Raw genomic sequence first — 16,711 nt, forward strand, 5'->3', positions numbered from 1 at the left:
AACTGCGCCGTCTGAAAAGGCTGGCGATGCTTAGGCGTATGGAGAAGGACAAATGACCGAGCAAAAAAAAGCCTCCTAAGGATACGCGGCCCCAGATAGAACGCTTCAAAGAGGCGGCTAAAGCTGTGGGCGCGGATGAATCAAGTGATGCACTTGAAAAAGCATTCGCTAAAATCAAGCCAAAGGCAGGCCATTTTCGTCCATCCTGATCGCAATCTTTTTCATAAATCCCTCAACAATCCTGAAAAGGTGTCTGGCCTCTTCCTCTGTGTACTTCTTTTCTAAGTGCATAGTCGCGTTTCTCCAGGGATTGGTCATTGCAGCAAGGGCGGCATGAAATGACTCAAAAATATGGCCATCCCCATGCAAACGTGACGCGTTAGTCCACTTGGCCTCATATGCGGCTTTAATTTTTGATATTCTGGTTCCCCAATTCCTTTCCCCTCCAGTTACCGGGTCGGCAATTGAGAGGCATCTAGATATTGCCAATATCCCCGCCTCTAAGCAGCGCAACGAATGAAACGCACATGCTGTTGAGCGCCCCAGGGCGAGGCATTTTCCAGCCTCCTGTATGTCATACTCAATTGAGGGGAATCGCTGAAAAACGAGGGCTCCGAATAAGGGCTCATCTTGTCGATAAAATGAGATCGATGACGGATCGATGGATAAAAGCACGCGGCTTTCCAAATCCGCTCTTATCGCAAAATTGAGGTGATCAAAGAGAGTTAGTAAGTCATTACGGCTTATGCCATCGGTTAACGCGGCAGGCCCAATAGCCTTCACTAAAACTACCACCGCAATAAGGCTGGCGGGCATTGCGAGGTCTTTAATTATCTCGTACATCCCCGCCACTGTTGGGATGAGAAAATCAGGGACTCTTTCGGGGCGGTCTGACCTAGGCCACCCAGAAATTTTTTGCTGTACTCGCGCAAGCCTGTTGTGAAGTTCAATAAAGTTTGGAGAAAATTCGGTCAGCATTTCCCACAGGCTCCATATCCGGCGGGATTGCCAATTCTGAATATGATGATCTTGCCCCGCTGGTAGATGGATCATAGCCCACCCCCAGCGGGAGAATTGAGTCGATTTTGGTCGGGCCGCTCGCTAGCCTCTTCCGAAATAGGGGGGGCGCATGACCCAGATACAGCCAGTTCAATTAGACGGCACAGGTCCTTTTCTGCTGCCAGCCTGCGGAGGGTTTCTAGGCTTGGCAGCCGTTCCATCCGCAGTGCCAATTCAAATCCTGTTGGTGACACAGGACGGGAAAGAACTGCGTATTCCTGTAGAGGACTATTCTTTGGAACGTCTGTATCGGACCCTGAAAGGGCATTTTGAAAGTAAGAAACCAGCCGATTAATCATGGCTGCGTACGCAAAGTATAACATGCCCGATTTTATCGAACAATTGTCGAACATTGTGCTATACTCTTAAAAAATGCCAGCCGCAGGGGCATAAGCTGTGACAAAAGCCTGCGAATGTCCGGGAACGGGGAGGAAGCGTTGGGAATGCGAAGCGAGGCGGGCGGAAACGGAAAAATCCGTTGCCGGGCTAAACAGCGCTGCTTTGCTGCCCTAGATTGCCGCTGGTAAGTGCAGAAAACCATAGAGGAAATGCCCATGCTGCCCGAGACCTATCGCCGTGTTGTGCTGGCCGCCCGGCCGCCCGCCGAAGTCAGCCCGAATGACTTCCGGCTGGAAACCGTGGCGCTGCCGCAGCCGAAACACCGCGAAATCCTGGTGCGGGCGATTTATCTGTCGCTTGATCCCTATATGCGCGGCCGCATGAAGGATGTGCCATCCTATGCCCCGCCGGTGGCGATTGGCGGCGTGATGGCCGGCGGCATTGTCGGCCAGGTGGTGGCGTCCAACCATCCGGATTTTGCCGTGGGCGAGTATGTGGAAGGCAGCCTGGGCTGGCAGGAATATGCCATCGCGCAGGGCAGTGAGTTGCGCAAGATCGATCCGGCGCATGGCCCGATCTCGTGGTCGAATTCGATTCTCGGCATGCCGGGGATGACCGCCTATTTTGGCCTGTTTGACGTGGCCGGGATCAAGGCCGGCGAGACTGTGGTTGTCTCCGCCGCGTCCGGCGCGGTGGGCCAGGCGGTGGGGCAATTGGCCAAAATCGCCGGCTGCCGCGTGGTTGGCATCGCCGGCGGTGCGGCCAAATGCGACTATGTGGTGCGCGAACTGGGCTTTGATGCCTGCGTCGATTACAAGGCCGGTGATCTCGATGCCGCACTCAAGGCGGCGGCGCCCGGCGGCGTGGATGTGTATTTTGATAATGTCGGCGGCGCGGTGGCCGATGCGGTGTTCAAGCAGATGAATTTTTTCGGTCGCATCGCGCTCTGCGGCTCGGTGTCGCAAACCAGCCTGGCGGCGCCGGAAATGGGGCCGCGCCTGCTCGGCCTGTTTGTTGGCAAGCGGGTGACGATGCGCGGCTTCATCGTGTTCGATTTTGTCTCGCGCTACCCTATTGCCCTGCCGCGCATGGCGGCCTGGCTGAAATCCGGCCAGATCAAATACCGCGAGGATATTGTGGATGGCATCGAAAATGCCCCGGCGGCCTTTGCCGGCCTGCTGCGCGGCGACAATTTTGGCAAGATGCAGGTGCGGCTGGGGCCGGATAGCCTGTAGTCGGCAGTAGCAATCCGGCCTTGCCCGGGGTAAGCAGGGCGCCGTCTTTCTGTCGGAGTGATGATTGATGGCGGCGCCGCTGCTGATCCTGCGTGATGTGTATTTGAGTTTTGGCGGCCCGGCCCTGCTGGAAGGCGCCGAATTCTCGGTCATGCCGGGGGATCGGCTCTGCCTGGTCGGGCGTAATGGCTCGGGCAAGTCCACCCTGCTGAAAGTGGCGGCCGGGCTGGTGGTGCCTGACAAGGGCGAACGCGCCGTGCAGCAGGGCGTCACCATGCGCTATCTGCCGCAGGAGCCGGATTTGTCGGGCTTTGCCAGCACGCTGGCCTATGTCGAGGCCGGGCTGACTTCGGGCGACGATCCGCATCGCGCGCGCTATCTGCTGAATGAACTGGGCTTGAGCGGCGAGGAGGAACCCGGCCGGCTTTCGGGCGGCGAGGCGCGGCGCTGCGCCCTGGCGCGCTGCCTGGCGCCCAGCCCGGATATCCTGCTGCTGGACGAGCCGACCAACCATCTCGACCTGCCGGCCATCGAATGGCTGGAACGTGAACTGGCCGGCATGGCCTCGGCTTTGGTGCTGATCTCGCATGACCGGCGTTTCCTGGCCAATCTGACCCGGCGCACGCTGTGGCTGGATCGCGGCCAGACCCGGGCGCTGGACCAGGGCTTTGCCGCTTTTGAAGCCTGGCGCGATGATTGCCTGGAGCAGGAGGAGACCGAGCGCCACAAGCTGGATCGCAAGATTGCCGCCGAACTGGATTGGCTGCGGTATGGCGTGACGGCGCGGCGCAAACGTAATATGGGCCGGCTGCGCGGTTTGCAGGATTTGCGCAAAGAGCGCCGCGACCAGCGCAAGGTGGCCGGCGCGGTGAATTTCACCCTCAGCGAAACCGAGCTTTCCGCCAAGCTGGTGGTGGATGCCGAGGGCATCAGCAAGAGTTATGGCGACAATCACGTCATCCGTGATTTATCCGTGCGGCTGCGGCGCGGCGACCGGCTCGGCATTGTCGGCCCCAATGGCGCCGGCAAGACCACCTTGGTCAATCTGCTCACCGGCGCGCTGGCGCCCGATAGCGGCAAGATCAAGCTCGGCGCCAATCTGGTGATGGTGACCCTGGATCAGAAACGCGAGGCGCTTGATCCGGCCATGACGCTGTCGGATACGCTGACCGGCGGGCGCGGCGACCAGGTGCGGGTGGGTGATAGCCTGCGTCATGTCATCGGCTATATGAAGGATTTCCTGTTCGGGCCGGAGCAGGCGCGCACCCCGGTGGGTGTGCTGTCAGGCGGCGAACGCGGCCGGCTGATGCTGGCGCGCGCGCTGGCTTTGCCATCCAACCTGCTGGTGCTCGACGAGCCGACCAACGATCTTGATCTGGAAACCCTCGATCTGTTGCAGGAGATGATTGGCGAATATCCCGGCACTGTGCTGCTGGTCAGCCATGATCGTGATTTCCTCGATCGCACCTGCACCAATGTGCTGGGCTATGAAGGCGATGGCCGCTGGCAGCTTTATCCCGGCGGTTATAGCGACATGGTGGCGCAGCGTGGCCAAGGTGTCACCGCCAAAGCCGCCGCTGCCAAGGCCGAGAAGGAAAAGGCGGCGCCGGCGGGCGTTGCAAGCGAGCGCAAGCGCAAGCTCAGCTTCAAGGAGAAGCATGCGCTGGAAAGCCTGCCCAAGCGTATGGAGCAGTTGCAGGCCGAAATCGGCGTGGCGCAAGGCCGGCTGGCCGATCCGCAGCTCTTCAGCCGCGATGCGCAAGGCTTCGCCAAGGCCGCCGCTGCTTTGGAGGCCGCCCAGGCCGAGCTTGCCGCGGCCGAGGAGGAATGGCTGCGGCTGGAAATGCTGCGCGAGGAGATCGAGGGCTGAGGCTGAGGCGTCTCAACCGCGATGGCGCGGGTCAAGCGCATCGCGCAGGCCATCGCCCAGCAGGTTGAACGACAGCACCACCACAAAGATCGAAATGCCCGGCCACAAAGCCATCCAGGGCGCCTGTTCGAGAAAATCCTTGGCTGAATTCAACATGCTGCCCCAGCTCGGGGCTGGCGGCTGCTGGCCCAGGCCGAGGAAGGACAGGCTGGCTTCGGCGATGATCGCCGAGGCGATGGTGAGTGTGGCCTGCACCATCAGCGCCGGCCAGATATTCGGCAGCACATGGCGCAGCGCGATGCGCAGGGGCGGATTGCCCACGGCGCGCGCCGCCTCGACATAATCCTCCACCATCACCGACTGCACCTGGGCGCGCGTCAGCCGCACAAAAATCGGCGTGGCGGAAAGCCCGATGGCAATCATCGCATTGGTCAGGCTCGGCCCCAGGAAGGCGGCCAGCGCAATCGCCAGGATCAGGAACGGCACTGCCAGCATGGCATCGGTGATGCGCATGATCACGCCATCCAGCAGGCCGCCGGCATAACCGGATAGCAGGCCAAGTGGGATGCCGAGCAGCAAAGCGATGAACACCGACACCACACCGGCCAGCAGCGAGGCGCGGGCGCCATGGATCACGCGGCTCAGCACGTCGCGGCCCAACTCGTCGCCACCAAACGGATGCGCCCAGGTCGGTTCGCCGCGCAACGCGCTCCAATCAGCTTCCGTGGGATCGTAGGGCGCGGCGATATCGGCCAGTATGGCCAAAGCCACAAACAGGCATACCACCGCCAGGCCGATCACGGCGCCCTTGCGTTGCAGCAGGCGGCGCCAGGCACGCCGCGCCGGGCTGGCTTCCTGTGTTTTGGCGGCAGGGTTTTGCATGGTAACGGCGCTCATGACCGCAGCCTCGGGTTAACCAGGAAATACGCGATATCAGCCAGCAGATTGAGCAGGATATAGGCGGTGGCGGTGCAGAGCACCACGCCTTGAACAACTGCATAGTCGCGGTTGAACACCGCATCCACGATCAGCTTGCCGAAGCCCGGGATGGAGAAAATCTGCTCGGTCAGCACGGCGCCCGAAAGCAGTTGCCCGAATTCCAGCGCGCCCAGCGTGATCACCGGCACGGCAGCATTACGCAGCGCATGTTTTCCGATCACCATCCGCTCATACAGCCCCTTGGCGCGCGCGGTGCGGATATAGTCGCTGCTCAGTACTTGCAGCATGGCGCTGCGGGTGTGGCGCATCATCACTGCCGCAATGCCGGTGCCAAGCACAAAGGCCGGCATCAGCATGGCTTCCAGATTGCCCAGCAGATCCTCGCCCGGCGAAACATAGCCCGAAGCCGGCAGCCAGCCGAGATGCACCGAGAACAGCAGGATCATCATGATGCCGAGCCAGAAATTCGGCGTCGACAGGCCCCACAGGCCGATCACATTGGCCAGATAATCCGGCCAGCGGCCATTATAAAGCGCCGAAATCATGCCGGCCGGCAGCCCGATCAGCAATGCGATCAGCATTGCCAGCACGGCAAGCTCGATGGTGACCGGCAGTTTCTCCACCAGCAACTGCGCCACCGGCAGCTGGATGCGGATCGATTCGCCGAAATCGCCTTGCAGCACACCGCTGATCCATAGCCAGTAGCGCACCGGCAGCGGTTTGTTGAGATTGTACTTCTCGCGGATTTCCTCGATGGCAACCGGGTCGCGTTCCTCGCCGGCCATGGCGATGGCGGGATCGCCGGGCAGCAATTGCTGCAGCCCGAAGATGATGATCGAAACAAACAGCAGCGTCGGGATCAGGATGGCGACGCGGCGGGCGAGGAAACGCAGCATGGTTGGATAACGGCGGGTCCAGAAGCTGAACCCGCCGCCCTTTCTTGATCAGCTCAGCTTCATGCCGGTGAAACGCAGCAGGCCATCGGGATATTCCTTGAAGCCGCTGAGCTTGGCGTTGTAGGCCCACAGCCACTTGCGATGCAGCAGGTAGATGATCGGGCGTTCCGCCAGCACGATCTTGGCAGCACTTTCCCAAGCCTTGCGGCGCTGTGCCAGATCGGTGGTCAGGCGGCTGTCATTCAGCGCTTCGTCCAGCGCCGGATTGCACAGGCCGGAATAGTTCAAGGGCTGCTTGCAGCCATGGAAGCTATACAGGTTGCCATCCGGATCGGGGCGGCCGCTCCAGGCGAGGATATAGGCTTCGAAATCACCCTTGTCGGCCATGTTGAGCGAGGTGGCGAATTCGGTCGCCTGGATACGCACGTCAAAGCCGGCTTCCTTGGCCATCGCCTGCACCACCTGTGCGATGTTGCGGGCATCGGTGGTGGTCGGCGTCACCAGATTGACCACCGGATTGGGATTACCGGCTTCCTTCAGCAACTGCTTCGCCTTGGCCACGTCGCGCTTCGGCACCGGCACTGACTTGGTGTAGTTGGCATTACTCGGTGCCACCCACTGATTGCCCGGCGTGGCCAGGCCGTCGAACACCACCTTGTTGATGCCGTTGCGGTCGAGTGACAACTCAAACGCTTCGCGGATCTTGGCATTCGAGCCGATCGGCGACTTGGCCTTGTCGCTCTTGCCGATATTGATGGTGATGCCGTAATAGCCGATCTCGGTGATCGAGCCGAATTTCAGCTTGTTGTCCTTCTGCACGGCTGGCGCATCGGTGGCGGCCAGACGCTCCAGCAGGTCAAGCTGGCCGGAACGCAGATTGGCCAGGCGAACGGTGGCATCGATGAAGGGGCGGAATTCGATGCGCTGGAAATGGATATTGGCCTTGTTCCAATAGCCGTCATATTTCTCCAGCACAATGCGATCCTGCGCCACGCGCTCAACAAACTTGAACGCACCGGCGCAAACCGGGGCAGTGGCGAATTTGTCGCCCAGAGCCGCGCCCGCCTTGGGCGAGATCATCATGCCGGCGCGGTCGGTCAAGGTCGCCAGCAGAGGCGCAAACGGCGCCGAGGTGTTGATCTTCACAGTCAGCGGATCAACCACGTCCACACTGGTGACGGCGGAAAGTTCGCCGCGGCGCTGCGAGCCCTGCATGGTCTTGTGGCGCTCGATATTATACTTCACGGCGGCGGCATCGAATTTCTCGCCGTCATGGAAAGTCACGCCCGGGCGCAGTTTCATGGTCAGCGCCTTGTTGTCGGCCGACCAGGCCCATTCGGTGGCAAGCTGTGGCACCACGGTAAGATCGGGAGCAATGTCCACCAGCTTGTCGCACAACGCCGAAAACACCACGCGGCTGACAAAGGTGCGCGCCATTGTCGGATCAAGTGCATCGGGGTCTTCGGCCAGGCCGAAGCGCAGGGTCTGGGCGCTGGCCGGCAAAGCCACCATCGTGGCCAGCGCGGCAAGCATCAGGGAGCGTTTGAGCATCGTATCCTCCAGGGTTCAGGGTTGGGATAAAGCTGCGGTTTCAATGAAGCGGGCTTGCAGGCGGCGCAGTCGTTGCGCGCCGGGGCTGCTTGTGGCGGTTTCCTGCGGCAAGGGCGCAGCGGCAGGCAGGTCGCGCCAATGATGGCAGGCTACACCATCTTCCAGTGCCGGCACCGCCTGGCTGCACAAAGCCGTGGCAAAGCTGCATCGCGTGTGGAAGCGGCAACCACTGGGTGGATCAATCGGGCTCGGCACATCGCCGGCCAGGATGGTCCGCTGGCGCGCAGCACCAGGATCGGGCACCGGGATCGCTGAAAGCAGCGCGCGCGTGTAGGGATGGCGCGGCATGGCAAAAAGCTGCCGCGTCGGCGCGATTTCCACAATGCGGCCGAGATACATCACCGCCACGCGGTCGGCAATATGGCGCACCACGGCCAAGTCATGCGCGATGAAGATATAGGCCAGGCCCAGCTTGCGCTGCAAATCGCGTAGCAGATTCAGCACCTGGGCCTGCACCGATACATCCAGCGCCGATACTGCCTCGTCGCAGACTATCAGGCGCGGCTCCACTGCCAGTGCGCGGGCAATGCCGATACGTTGGCGCTGGCCGCCGCTGAATTCGTGCGGATAGCGTTTGGCATGTTCCGGCCGTAGGCCGACGATACGTAACAACTCCGCCACCCGTTCGGCGCGTTTGGCCGGTGGCACCAGGCCATGCAGCATCAGCGGTTCGGCCAGGATATCAGCCACGGTCATGCGTGGATTAAGCGAAGCATAGGGATCCTGGAACACCAATTGCAGATCGCGCCGCAAGCTGCGTAAGGCCTCGCCCTGCACCTGCGTGATGTCGCGTGCGTCATACTGGATGCTGCCACTGGTCGGATCGATCAGCCGCAGCACCAGCCGGCCGGTGGTGCTCTTGCCGCAACCGCTTTCGCCCACCAGGCCCAAAGTCTCGCCGGCATGCAGATCGAAACTGACATCCTCCACCGCGCTGACATGCGCCGTGGTGCGGCCATACCAGTTGCTGCGGGCCTTGAAGTATTTGGTCAGGTTGCGCACTTGCAGCAGCGGCAAATTCATAGCGGTGCCCTCCAGCAGGCCACACGATGATCGGCTGCGATCTCGCGCAAAGGGGGCGCAACGCCCTGGCATTCTGCTTCGGCAAACGGGCAGCGCGGCGCAAAGCGGCAGCCGGGTGGTGGCGCCATCGGGTCTGGCACACTGCCTTCAATTGCGGCCAGGCGTTCCTGCTCGCTATCCAGGCGCGGGATCGAGCCCAGCAGGCCGATCGTGTAGGGATGCTGTGGGGCCTCAAACAAAGCCGCCACCGGCGCTTCCTCCACCACGCGGCCGGCATACATCACCGCCACCTTGTCAGCCATTTCGGCGATCACGCCCATATCATGACTGATCAGCAGGATTGCGGTGCCGGTATCGCGTTGTAAATCGCGCAGCAGATCGAGGATTTGCGCCTGCACGGTCACGTCCAAAGCTGTGGTCGGCTCGTCGGCGATCAGCAATTGTGGGCCGCAGGCCAAAGCCATGGCGATCATGGCGCGCTGGCGCATGCCGCCCGAGAGCTTGTGCGGGTAATCATCGATGCGCTGTTCCGGCGCCGGGATGCGCACCTTGCGCAGCATGGCGATGGCCTGGGCGCGGGCTTCGGCCGGGCCAAGCTGCTTGTGTCGGCGCAGCCCTTCAATGATCTGGTCGCCGATGGTGAAGGCTGGATTCAGCGATGTCATCGGTTCCTGGAAGATCATCGCCAGCCGGTTGCCGCGCAGGTCGCGCAAAGCCGCATCCGGCAGATTCAGCAGGTCGATCCCGTCAAAACGGATGCTGCCCTCCGCCACGCGCCCGGCCGGTTTGGCCAGCAACCCCATCACGCTCAGCGACGTGACGGATTTGCCGCAGCCGCTTTCGCCAACGATGCCGAGTGTGCGGCCGGCCTCAACCTGGAAACTGACGCCTTCAACAGCGCGGAATTCGCCACCATCAACGCGGAAATAGGTGTGCAGGTTATCCACTTCCAGCAATGCCATCAGCCGGCCTCCCGCTCCAGGCGCAGCGCCTCGGCTTCAATCACGGCACGATCAAAAATGCCGCTGGGATTGGCACGGGTGGCCATGAATTTACGAAACGCCGCAAAACGGCCTTGCGACACAGAATAAAGCCGGCGCAATTCGGCCAGCGGTTCGGCATGGTCGTCCACCCGCAGCGAAAGCTCCGGGTAATCCTCGCTGCCATAGATCAGCAGGGCGGCGGATTGTTTGCCACGCTTGTCGCCGCCTTCGACTTGGCCCGCATCCAGCGCATCCAGCAGCCGTTCGGTCAGAGGCTTGCTTGATGCGGCGAAGCTGGCCGCAGTGGCATTGATCACGGCTTCGCCTGCCAGCATGTTGCCGGCCACGGAAAAATTATCTCCAGCCAGATGGCCGTACCAGCCGATGCAGTCAGCGCCGGTGAATTGCGCCACCCGGCCCTGATTGTCGATCAGATGCAATTGCCGCGTTTCACGCCCGGCATCGGAAGCCACCAGGCTTTGTAATGTCTCCGCAGCACTGGCCCCGGCGCGTAGCAGGGCCAGGCCACGCGGCCCCCAGGTCGGATTGACCAGTGCCTGCGTGGCCAATGCGCCAATGCCGCCAGAGGCATGTGGGCAGAGGGCGCCAACGGCGAAAAACTTGGTGGTGACGGCAACGCCAAAGGCGCCGCTGGCAGGATCGCGCGCAACGATCGACCAGGTCATTAGCGCCCCACCGCGTAGCCCTGCATGCCGCGCGGATTGGCGCCAGCTTTCAGCACCATGCCTTCCGGGGTCTGCTCGATGCCGGTGGCGCAGAGCCGGCCTTCCGACCAGTCGCCGCCCACAGCCACAACATGGCCGCGGCGGCGCAACTCTTCCACCGTGGCGGCGGGAAAGCGGCCTTCAAGTGCCAGGAAACCCGGCTTGGCGGCGCGTGGATAGAAAGAACTCGGGAAATGTTCGGAATGGAAAGCCGGCCCGTCGATGGCTTCCTGCAAGTTCAGCGCGTGATGCACATGCTTGAGGAAAAACTGTGGCGACCATTGGTCCTGCTGATCGCCGCCCGGTGTGCCGAAAGCCATGGCCGGTTTGCCATCATGCAAAGCCATCGAGGGCGACAGCGTGGTACGCGGCCGCACCCCGGGCCGCAGCGAGTTGGGCAGGCCGTCTTCCAGCCAGAACATCTGCGCCCGGGTGCCGAGGCAGAAGCCGAATTCCGGAATTGCCGGCGAGCTCTGCAGCCAGCCGCCCGAAGGCGTGGCCGCCACCATGTTGCCCCAGCGGTCAATCACATCGACATGACAGGTATCGCCCACCGCGCTGCCGCGCTTGTTTGGCACCGGCTCCAGGTTGCCCACGGTCGGCTCACCCACGCCGGCAGCGAGACCGGCTTCCGCCTTCACCGAGGCGAGCTTGGCGCCCAGGCCGGTCGGGTCGCCAGGGCGCAGTTCCAGTGAAGCCATGGCGCCGATCAGCTTGGCGCGTTCGGCATTATAGGCATCCGACAGCAGCGCCTGCATCGGCACGTCCACAACATTGGGATCGCCATACCAGGCTTCGCGGTCGGCGAAGGCCAGCTTGGCGGCTTCCGTCACCACATGCACAAAATCCGGCCCCGAAGGGTCCATCTTGTCCAGGTCAAAATATTTCAGCAGGGCCAGTTGCTGCAAAAATGCCGGCCCCTGGCTCCAGGGGCCGCATTTGGCCACGGTCCAGCCTTTGTAATCATAGGTCAGCGGCGCTTCCCAGCCGGCCTGCCAGGCCGCCATGTCGGCGCCGGTCAGCAGGCCGCGATGACGGCGGCCGGACGCATCCATTGCCTCGGTCTCGCGGCAGAAACGATCAATACGTTCGGCGACAAAGCCCTCGCGCCACGCTGTGCGCACGGCATCAACACGGTTTTCGCGGCTGCCGCTGGCCTGCTCGCCGATCTGCGCCAGTCTGGTATAGAAGGCGGCCAGGGCAGGATTGCGAAACATCTGCATCGGGCGCGGCAGGTTGCCATTGGGCAGGTAGATCGCCGCCGAGCTTGGCCATTCGTCGCGGAACAGTTCGGTTACGGTGGCGATGGTTTCCACCACGCGATGCACCATCGGGTAACCCTGGCCGGCATAATGGATCGCCGGCGCCAGGGCATCGGCCACCGATATGGTGCCATGGTCGCGCAGCAGCAAAAGCCAGGCATCCATCGCGCCGGGCACACAGGGCGCCAGCAGGCCGGAGCCGGGGATCAGCTTGAGGTCAAGCGCGCGGAAGGCATCCAGCGTTGCCGCTTGCGGCGACGGGCCCTGGCCGCACAGCACTTCCATCTTGCGGGTCTTGGCGCTCCAGATCAGCGCTGGCAGGTCACCGCCGGCGCCATTCAGATGCGGTTCCACCACTTGCAGCACAAAGCCGGCGGTGACGGCAGCATCAAAGGCATTGCCGCCGCGCTCCAGCACGCCCATGGCGGCGCTGGAGGCAATCCAGTGCGTGCTGGCGACAACGCCGAAATTGCCCCGGATTTCCGGGCGGGTGGTGAAACGCGGCTGCTGCGACATGAGACAATACCAATCAGATGGGATGTTTGGGGCGGGCAAGGAATTCGGCCGAGGCATCGCCGGCCTGGGCGAGATGGCCATGCATCACGCTGAAGGCGGTATCGGCATCGCGTGCCAGGATGGCGGCCACCAGGGCCTCATGCTCGGCATAGGATTCTTCGATCCGTGCCGGATTGAGGAATTGCGCGCGGCGGAACGGGATCACCCGCAGGCGCAGGGCCTGGGCCGCCTCGGCCAGATAGTCGTTATGGCAGCCGCGCAGGATCAGGGCATGAAAATCGCGGTTGAGCTGGTCGTAGCGCTCAAAATCGCCGGCCTGAACCGCCTCGCGGCTTTGGGCATGCAGTTGGGTCAGCGCCTGGCGTTCGCCTTCATCCATGCGCAGGGCGGCGCGGCGCGCACAGGCCGCTTCCAGATCGGCCATGGCATCAAACATCAGCGCCAGGCGCTCGGGCGTCACCGCTGAAACCACCACGCCCTTATGCGGCCGGGCTTCCACCAGCCCGGTCACCGCCAGTTGTTTCAGGGCCTCGCGCACCGGGGTGCGCGACACGCCAAATCGTTGCGCCAGGCTCTGTTCGTCCAGCCGGCTGCCGGGCGGCAATTCGCCGAGCAGGATTTCGTCCGCCAGCCTTTCGCGCACATCATCCGTGGTGGTGCTGCGCTTCAGGATGACGGATTTCAGGGCAACGGTTTCGTTCATGCTTCATGCTTGAGTGAAAGAGCTTCGCATACAGTATGCAGCAGTATGCAGCCGTCATGCCAAGCCTGCCAATGGGAAGTGTTGGCTTTTCACAGCATATTGAAAAATATAAGAAATATGCTGCGCTGCCGTATCTTCGGGCAATCCTGCCGGCCGGTCGGCTCTGCTTATTTTCCAGGCGAAGGTTGATCCGGGCGCTGGCAGGGCCAGTATAACGGCTAGAAAATGTCCGCCGAATCGGGGGTGCCTATGCCTGCCTTTGCTGTAGCGCCGCTGGTTAATCTGAGCGGCCGGCGCGCCCTGGTCACCGGCCATAAAGGCGGTATCGGCCAGGCCATAGCCGCCACCCTGGCCGCCTGTGGCGCCGAGGTTTTTGGCTTTGACCTGCCAGAGCATGATCTGGGCGATCTCGCTGCCATCCCGTGCCTGGTGGATGATCTGCGGGCCAGGGCCGGGCCACTTGATATCCTGGTCAACAATGCCGGCGTCACCCTGCTGGGCAACCTGCTTGACACGCCACTGGCCGAGGCCGAACGGGTATTCCGCATCAATGTATTGGCGCCGTTTGCGCTGATCCAGGCCGTGCTGCCCGACATGATCGCCGCCCGGCGCGGTGCCGTGGTGAATATCGCCAGTGATCAAGCGTTGATCGGCAAACGTGCCAGCGCGGCCTATGGCGCCAGCAAGGCGGCTTTGGCGCAATTGACCAAAAGCGCGGCGCTGGATTGGGCCGGGCATAATATCCGCTTTAACTGTGTGGCCCCGGGCAGCACCGATACGGCGATGCTGCATCAGGTGATCCAGGGTTTGGCCGAACGTTATCCCGATGCCTTCGGCGCGGGTGCGGATCAGGCCTATACAGCAGCAGTGCCGCTGGGCCGTTTCGCCGCGCCACAGGAAATTGCCGCCATGGTTGCCTTCCTGGCTTCCGATGCCGCTGGCTTTGTCACGGGTGCGGTGATTCCGGTGGATGGCGGCGGCACGGCGCAGTAGCGTGTTGCCATGAGCCAGGAAAAATTGATTGCGCTGGTCACCGGTGCCAGCAAGGGCATCGGCCATGCCATCGCGGTGGCGCTGAGCAGCGCCGGCTATCATGTAGTGGGGGCGGCGCGTGGCGAGATTGCACCGCTGGCCGGTATGGAACCGCAACGCTGCGACGTGGCCGATGCCGATCAGGTGCAGGCCCTGTTTGACGGCATCCGGCAGCGCCATGGTGTATTGCACCTGCTGGTGAACAATGCCGGCATTGCCGGTGGTGCCGCCTTTGCCAGCGCCCGCGAGGCGGCGGAATGGGATGGCATTCTGGCGACCAATCTCACCGGCACCTATCTTTGCTGCCGTGCCGCTGCCGACCTGCTGCCGGATCATGCCGGCCGCATCGTCAATATTGCGTCAGTGCTTGGCCTGCGAGGCGTGCCGGATCAGGTGGCCTATACTGCCGCCAAGCATGGTGTGGTTGGCCTCACCCGCGCCCTGGCCCAGGCGCTCGGGCCGCGCGGCATCACGGTGAATGCAATTTGCCCGGGCTGGGTGGATACCACGATGGCCCAGGCGCGTTATGCCGATCTGGGCATCACGGCGGCCGATGCGGCGGCGATGGCGCCAACCGGCCGGGTGACACAGCCGGAGGAAGTGGCCGCCATGGTGCTGTATCTTGCCAGCGCGGCTGCGGCCAATGTCACCGGCCAGGCGCTGGTGATTGATGGCGGTGCGTCAGGTTAGTGGCAGCAGCTCCACCGCCACATTGACCCGGTGCGGCCCGCCGCCCAGCACCACGCCGCGCACCGGGCTGATATCGCTGTAATCGCGGCCCACGGCCGTGGTTACGTGATCCTCTGAGACGATCAGATTATTGGTCGGGTCCAGGTCGATCCAGCCAAATTCCTCGCCGCACCAGACCGAAACCCAGGCATGGCTGGCATCGAAGCCACGCAGGTCGGCAGTGTCGCCCGGCTGCATGGTACGGATGTAACCCGAGACATAGCGCGCCGCCAGGCCATGGGCGCGCAGCATGGCGATTTGCAGATGGGCAAAATCCTGGCACACGCCAGCCCGTTTCTCCATCGCCTCCGCCACCGGGGTGAAAACCTCGGTGGCGGTGGGGTCGTAGCGGAAATCCTTGTTGATGCGCGTGGTCAATTCCCGTGCCGCCGCCAGGATCGGACGCTGCGGCGTCAATGACACCGCGCCGTAATCACTGATCGCCTTGTTGGCCACTGCCAGAGGCGAATCAAGCACAAATTCGCAGGGCGCGCTGGCTTCCGGGATGCCATCACCGTTGAGCGCCGCCCGCACTTTTTCCCAGGCCGGGGTTGCCGCCATGTCGGGCGGCGTGAAGGGCCGCACTTCCACCTCGGCGGTCAATTCCACATCAAAGCGCGTATGCGGTTCCTCGATGGCCAGATAGCCGGTGCGATTGCCGAAATGGTCAATGCCCTCGGTGATCCTGCCGCCTTCCGGTGCGGTGACAATGCGGCAATCGCGCACCGTCTGGCGTTCGCTATCCTGCAATGCCAAATGCAGCAGGTGGTGCGACATGTCGACAGCCCAGCTGTAGCTGTAAGAGGTGGTGTGACGCAGGCGGTATTTCATCGTCAGCTACCAAAGCCGAAGGCATGCGCCAACTGGATATGCGAGAAATAGGTGCGCGTCAGCTGATCCGACACATCCATCAGCGCCTGTGTGGTGGCATCCAGGCTGCCGCGCAGCCGCGATACCTGGGCCTGCCATTCGGCCTGCGGCAGGTCTTCGCGGTCAAAGCGCTCCACGATGTCGGTGAAAGGCTGGCTCAGGCTCAGGCAATCCTCGGCGCGCGGCGGCTGTTCGCGGCGCGGCAGGATATCAAGATGCTGCGCCATGGTTTGTAACTGGAAGCCCAGCGAATGCGGGTTGCTGCCATCCAGCAGCAGCAGGTCAAACACCGCGGCGGCTTGCAGCGAGGCACGATAGCGGCGGCGATAGGTCAGGCTGGAATCGTTCAGTTCCAGGGCAATGCGGAAAGCGCTTTCCCGGCTGCTGCCCAGCACCACGGAGGCGGCCGACACGGTGCGGGCGATATAGATGGCGCGTTCCAGCCGGCGGCCAAAATCCAGGAAGCGCCAACCGCTGCCACGTGTCATATGTTCGGCTAGCATGCCGGCGATGGCCGAGGTGGCGCGGATGATCTGGTCACAGAATTCCAGCATCGCATCCGGGTCGCGACCGGCGCCGGGGCGCGACAGCCGCAATTCGCCCAGCAGATGATTCAGCATGCGCCACATATCGGCTGAGAAACGATGCCGTGCCACGGCGGCCAGGCGCTCCATCGATTCCAGCGTCTGGCCCATGGTCTGGCTCGGCGCAAAGGCATTGGTGACAGCGCGGGCAAAAAGCTGTGTATCTGGCGGTGCGGCGGCAGCACGTTGGTCGATGATGCCGCAGCGCGCCAGGGCGCGTGCCAGTACCGACATCTCCACCATGTCCCGCGCCGAGCCAATTTCACCGATCAGGCGGCTCAGCGTGGCGCGCAGCAGGCGGGCGCCGTCATCCAGCCGTTGGATCGAGCGGCCAA

Annotated in this window: 16 protein-coding genes; 5 read left to right on the forward strand and 11 right to left on the reverse strand. The window is 62.6% G+C overall.

Annotated features, from left to right (window positions below):
* Positions 1-174 precede the first annotated feature (174 nt).
* Entirely contained in the window at positions 175-978 is an 804-nt protein-coding gene (locus KBB36_RS14800) for a hypothetical protein (protein ID WP_290982401.1), read from the reverse strand.
* Between the two features lie 151 nt (positions 979-1,129).
* On the opposite strand from KBB36_RS14800, the gene KBB36_RS14805 reads away from it, so the two are divergent.
* The 3 genes from KBB36_RS14805 (at position 1,130) to KBB36_RS14815 (ending at position 4,503) form a co-directional block, all read left to right on the forward strand.
* A complete protein-coding gene (locus KBB36_RS14805; RefSeq protein ID WP_290982404.1) occupies positions 1,130-1,354 on the forward strand; it encodes a hypothetical protein in 225 nt (74 codons plus the stop codon).
* Positions 1,355-1,613: 259 nt separating this feature from the next.
* Positions 1,614-2,633, forward strand: coding sequence for an NADP-dependent oxidoreductase (locus tag KBB36_RS14810; RefSeq protein WP_366933202.1), 1,020 nt, complete (start codon positions 1,614-1,616; stop codon positions 2,631-2,633).
* Positions 2,634-2,700: 67 nt separating this feature from the next.
* Positions 2,701-4,503, forward strand: a complete 1,803-nt coding sequence (locus tag KBB36_RS14815; RefSeq protein WP_290982409.1) for an ATP-binding cassette domain-containing protein — start codon at positions 2,701-2,703, stop codon at positions 4,501-4,503.
* A 12-nt stretch (positions 4,504-4,515) separates the two neighbouring features.
* Here the strand turns inward: KBB36_RS14815 and KBB36_RS14820 are convergent, their stop codons facing one another.
* From KBB36_RS14820 to KBB36_RS14855, 8 genes are read right to left on the reverse strand one after another with little or no spacing between them, the layout of a single operon-like run.
* Entirely contained in the window at positions 4,516-5,400 is an 885-nt protein-coding gene (locus KBB36_RS14820; protein WP_290982412.1) for an ABC transporter permease, read from the reverse strand.
* Positions 5,397-6,338 (reverse strand): ABC transporter permease, encoded by a 942-nt coding sequence (locus KBB36_RS14825; RefSeq protein ID WP_290982415.1) that lies wholly within the window; start codon positions 6,336-6,338, stop codon positions 5,397-5,399. The genes KBB36_RS14820 and KBB36_RS14825 overlap by 4 nt, the downstream gene beginning before the upstream one ends.
* Positions 6,339-6,386: 48 nt before the next feature.
* Positions 6,387-7,889 (reverse strand): ABC transporter substrate-binding protein, encoded by a 1,503-nt coding sequence (locus tag KBB36_RS14830; protein ID WP_290982418.1) that lies wholly within the window; start codon positions 7,887-7,889, stop codon positions 6,387-6,389.
* A 15-nt stretch (positions 7,890-7,904) separates the two neighbouring features.
* The gene (locus KBB36_RS14835) at positions 7,905-8,972 is read right to left on the reverse strand and encodes an ABC transporter ATP-binding protein (protein WP_290982421.1); all 1,068 of its coding nucleotides are present in this window, start codon (positions 8,970-8,972) and stop codon (positions 7,905-7,907) included.
* Positions 8,969-9,934: an ABC transporter ATP-binding protein gene (locus tag KBB36_RS14840; protein WP_290982423.1), complete on the reverse strand. Its 966-nt coding sequence runs from the start codon at positions 9,932-9,934 to the stop codon at positions 8,969-8,971. Before KBB36_RS14840 ends, KBB36_RS14835 begins: the two co-directional genes overlap by 4 nt.
* A complete protein-coding gene (locus tag KBB36_RS14845; RefSeq protein WP_290982426.1) occupies positions 9,934-10,641 on the reverse strand; it encodes a DUF1028 domain-containing protein in 708 nt (235 codons plus the stop codon). The genes KBB36_RS14840 and KBB36_RS14845 overlap by 1 nt, the downstream gene beginning before the upstream one ends.
* Complete coding sequence (locus tag KBB36_RS14850; protein WP_290982429.1) at positions 10,641-12,458, reverse strand: gamma-glutamyltransferase family protein; 1,818 nt, start codon at positions 12,456-12,458, stop codon at positions 10,641-10,643. The genes KBB36_RS14845 and KBB36_RS14850 overlap by 1 nt, the downstream gene beginning before the upstream one ends.
* Before the next feature lie 13 nt (positions 12,459-12,471).
* Positions 12,472-13,161, reverse strand: coding sequence for a GntR family transcriptional regulator (locus KBB36_RS14855; RefSeq protein WP_290982432.1), 690 nt, complete (start codon positions 13,159-13,161; stop codon positions 12,472-12,474).
* A 249-nt stretch (positions 13,162-13,410) separates the two neighbouring features.
* Between KBB36_RS14855 and KBB36_RS14860 the strand changes: the two genes are divergently transcribed.
* Positions 13,411-14,154, forward strand: a complete 744-nt coding sequence (locus KBB36_RS14860; protein ID WP_290982435.1) for an SDR family NAD(P)-dependent oxidoreductase — start codon at positions 13,411-13,413, stop codon at positions 14,152-14,154.
* A gap of 9 nt (positions 14,155-14,163) precedes the next feature.
* Positions 14,164-14,883 carry an SDR family oxidoreductase gene (locus KBB36_RS14865; protein WP_290982438.1) on the forward strand — a complete coding sequence of 240 codons (720 nt, stop codon included), beginning with the start codon at positions 14,164-14,166 and terminating at the stop codon, positions 14,881-14,883.
* Here the strand turns inward: KBB36_RS14865 and KBB36_RS14870 are convergent.
* Positions 14,875-15,753 carry a transglutaminase family protein gene (locus tag KBB36_RS14870; protein ID WP_290982441.1) on the reverse strand — a complete coding sequence of 293 codons (879 nt, stop codon included), beginning with the start codon at positions 15,751-15,753 and terminating at the stop codon, positions 14,875-14,877. The two genes, KBB36_RS14865 and KBB36_RS14870, sit on opposite strands and share 9 nt — an antisense overlap.
* Positions 15,754-15,755: 2 nt before the next feature.
* Positions 15,756-16,711, reverse strand: a 956-nt coding sequence (locus KBB36_RS14875; protein WP_290982444.1) for an alpha-E domain-containing protein, incomplete at its 5' end; no start/stop codon positions are given.

It is taken from the genome of Ferrovibrio sp., assembly GCF_017994015.1.
In the GTDB taxonomy this organism is placed as follows: Bacteria; Pseudomonadota; Alphaproteobacteria; order Ferrovibrionales; family Ferrovibrionaceae; genus Ferrovibrio.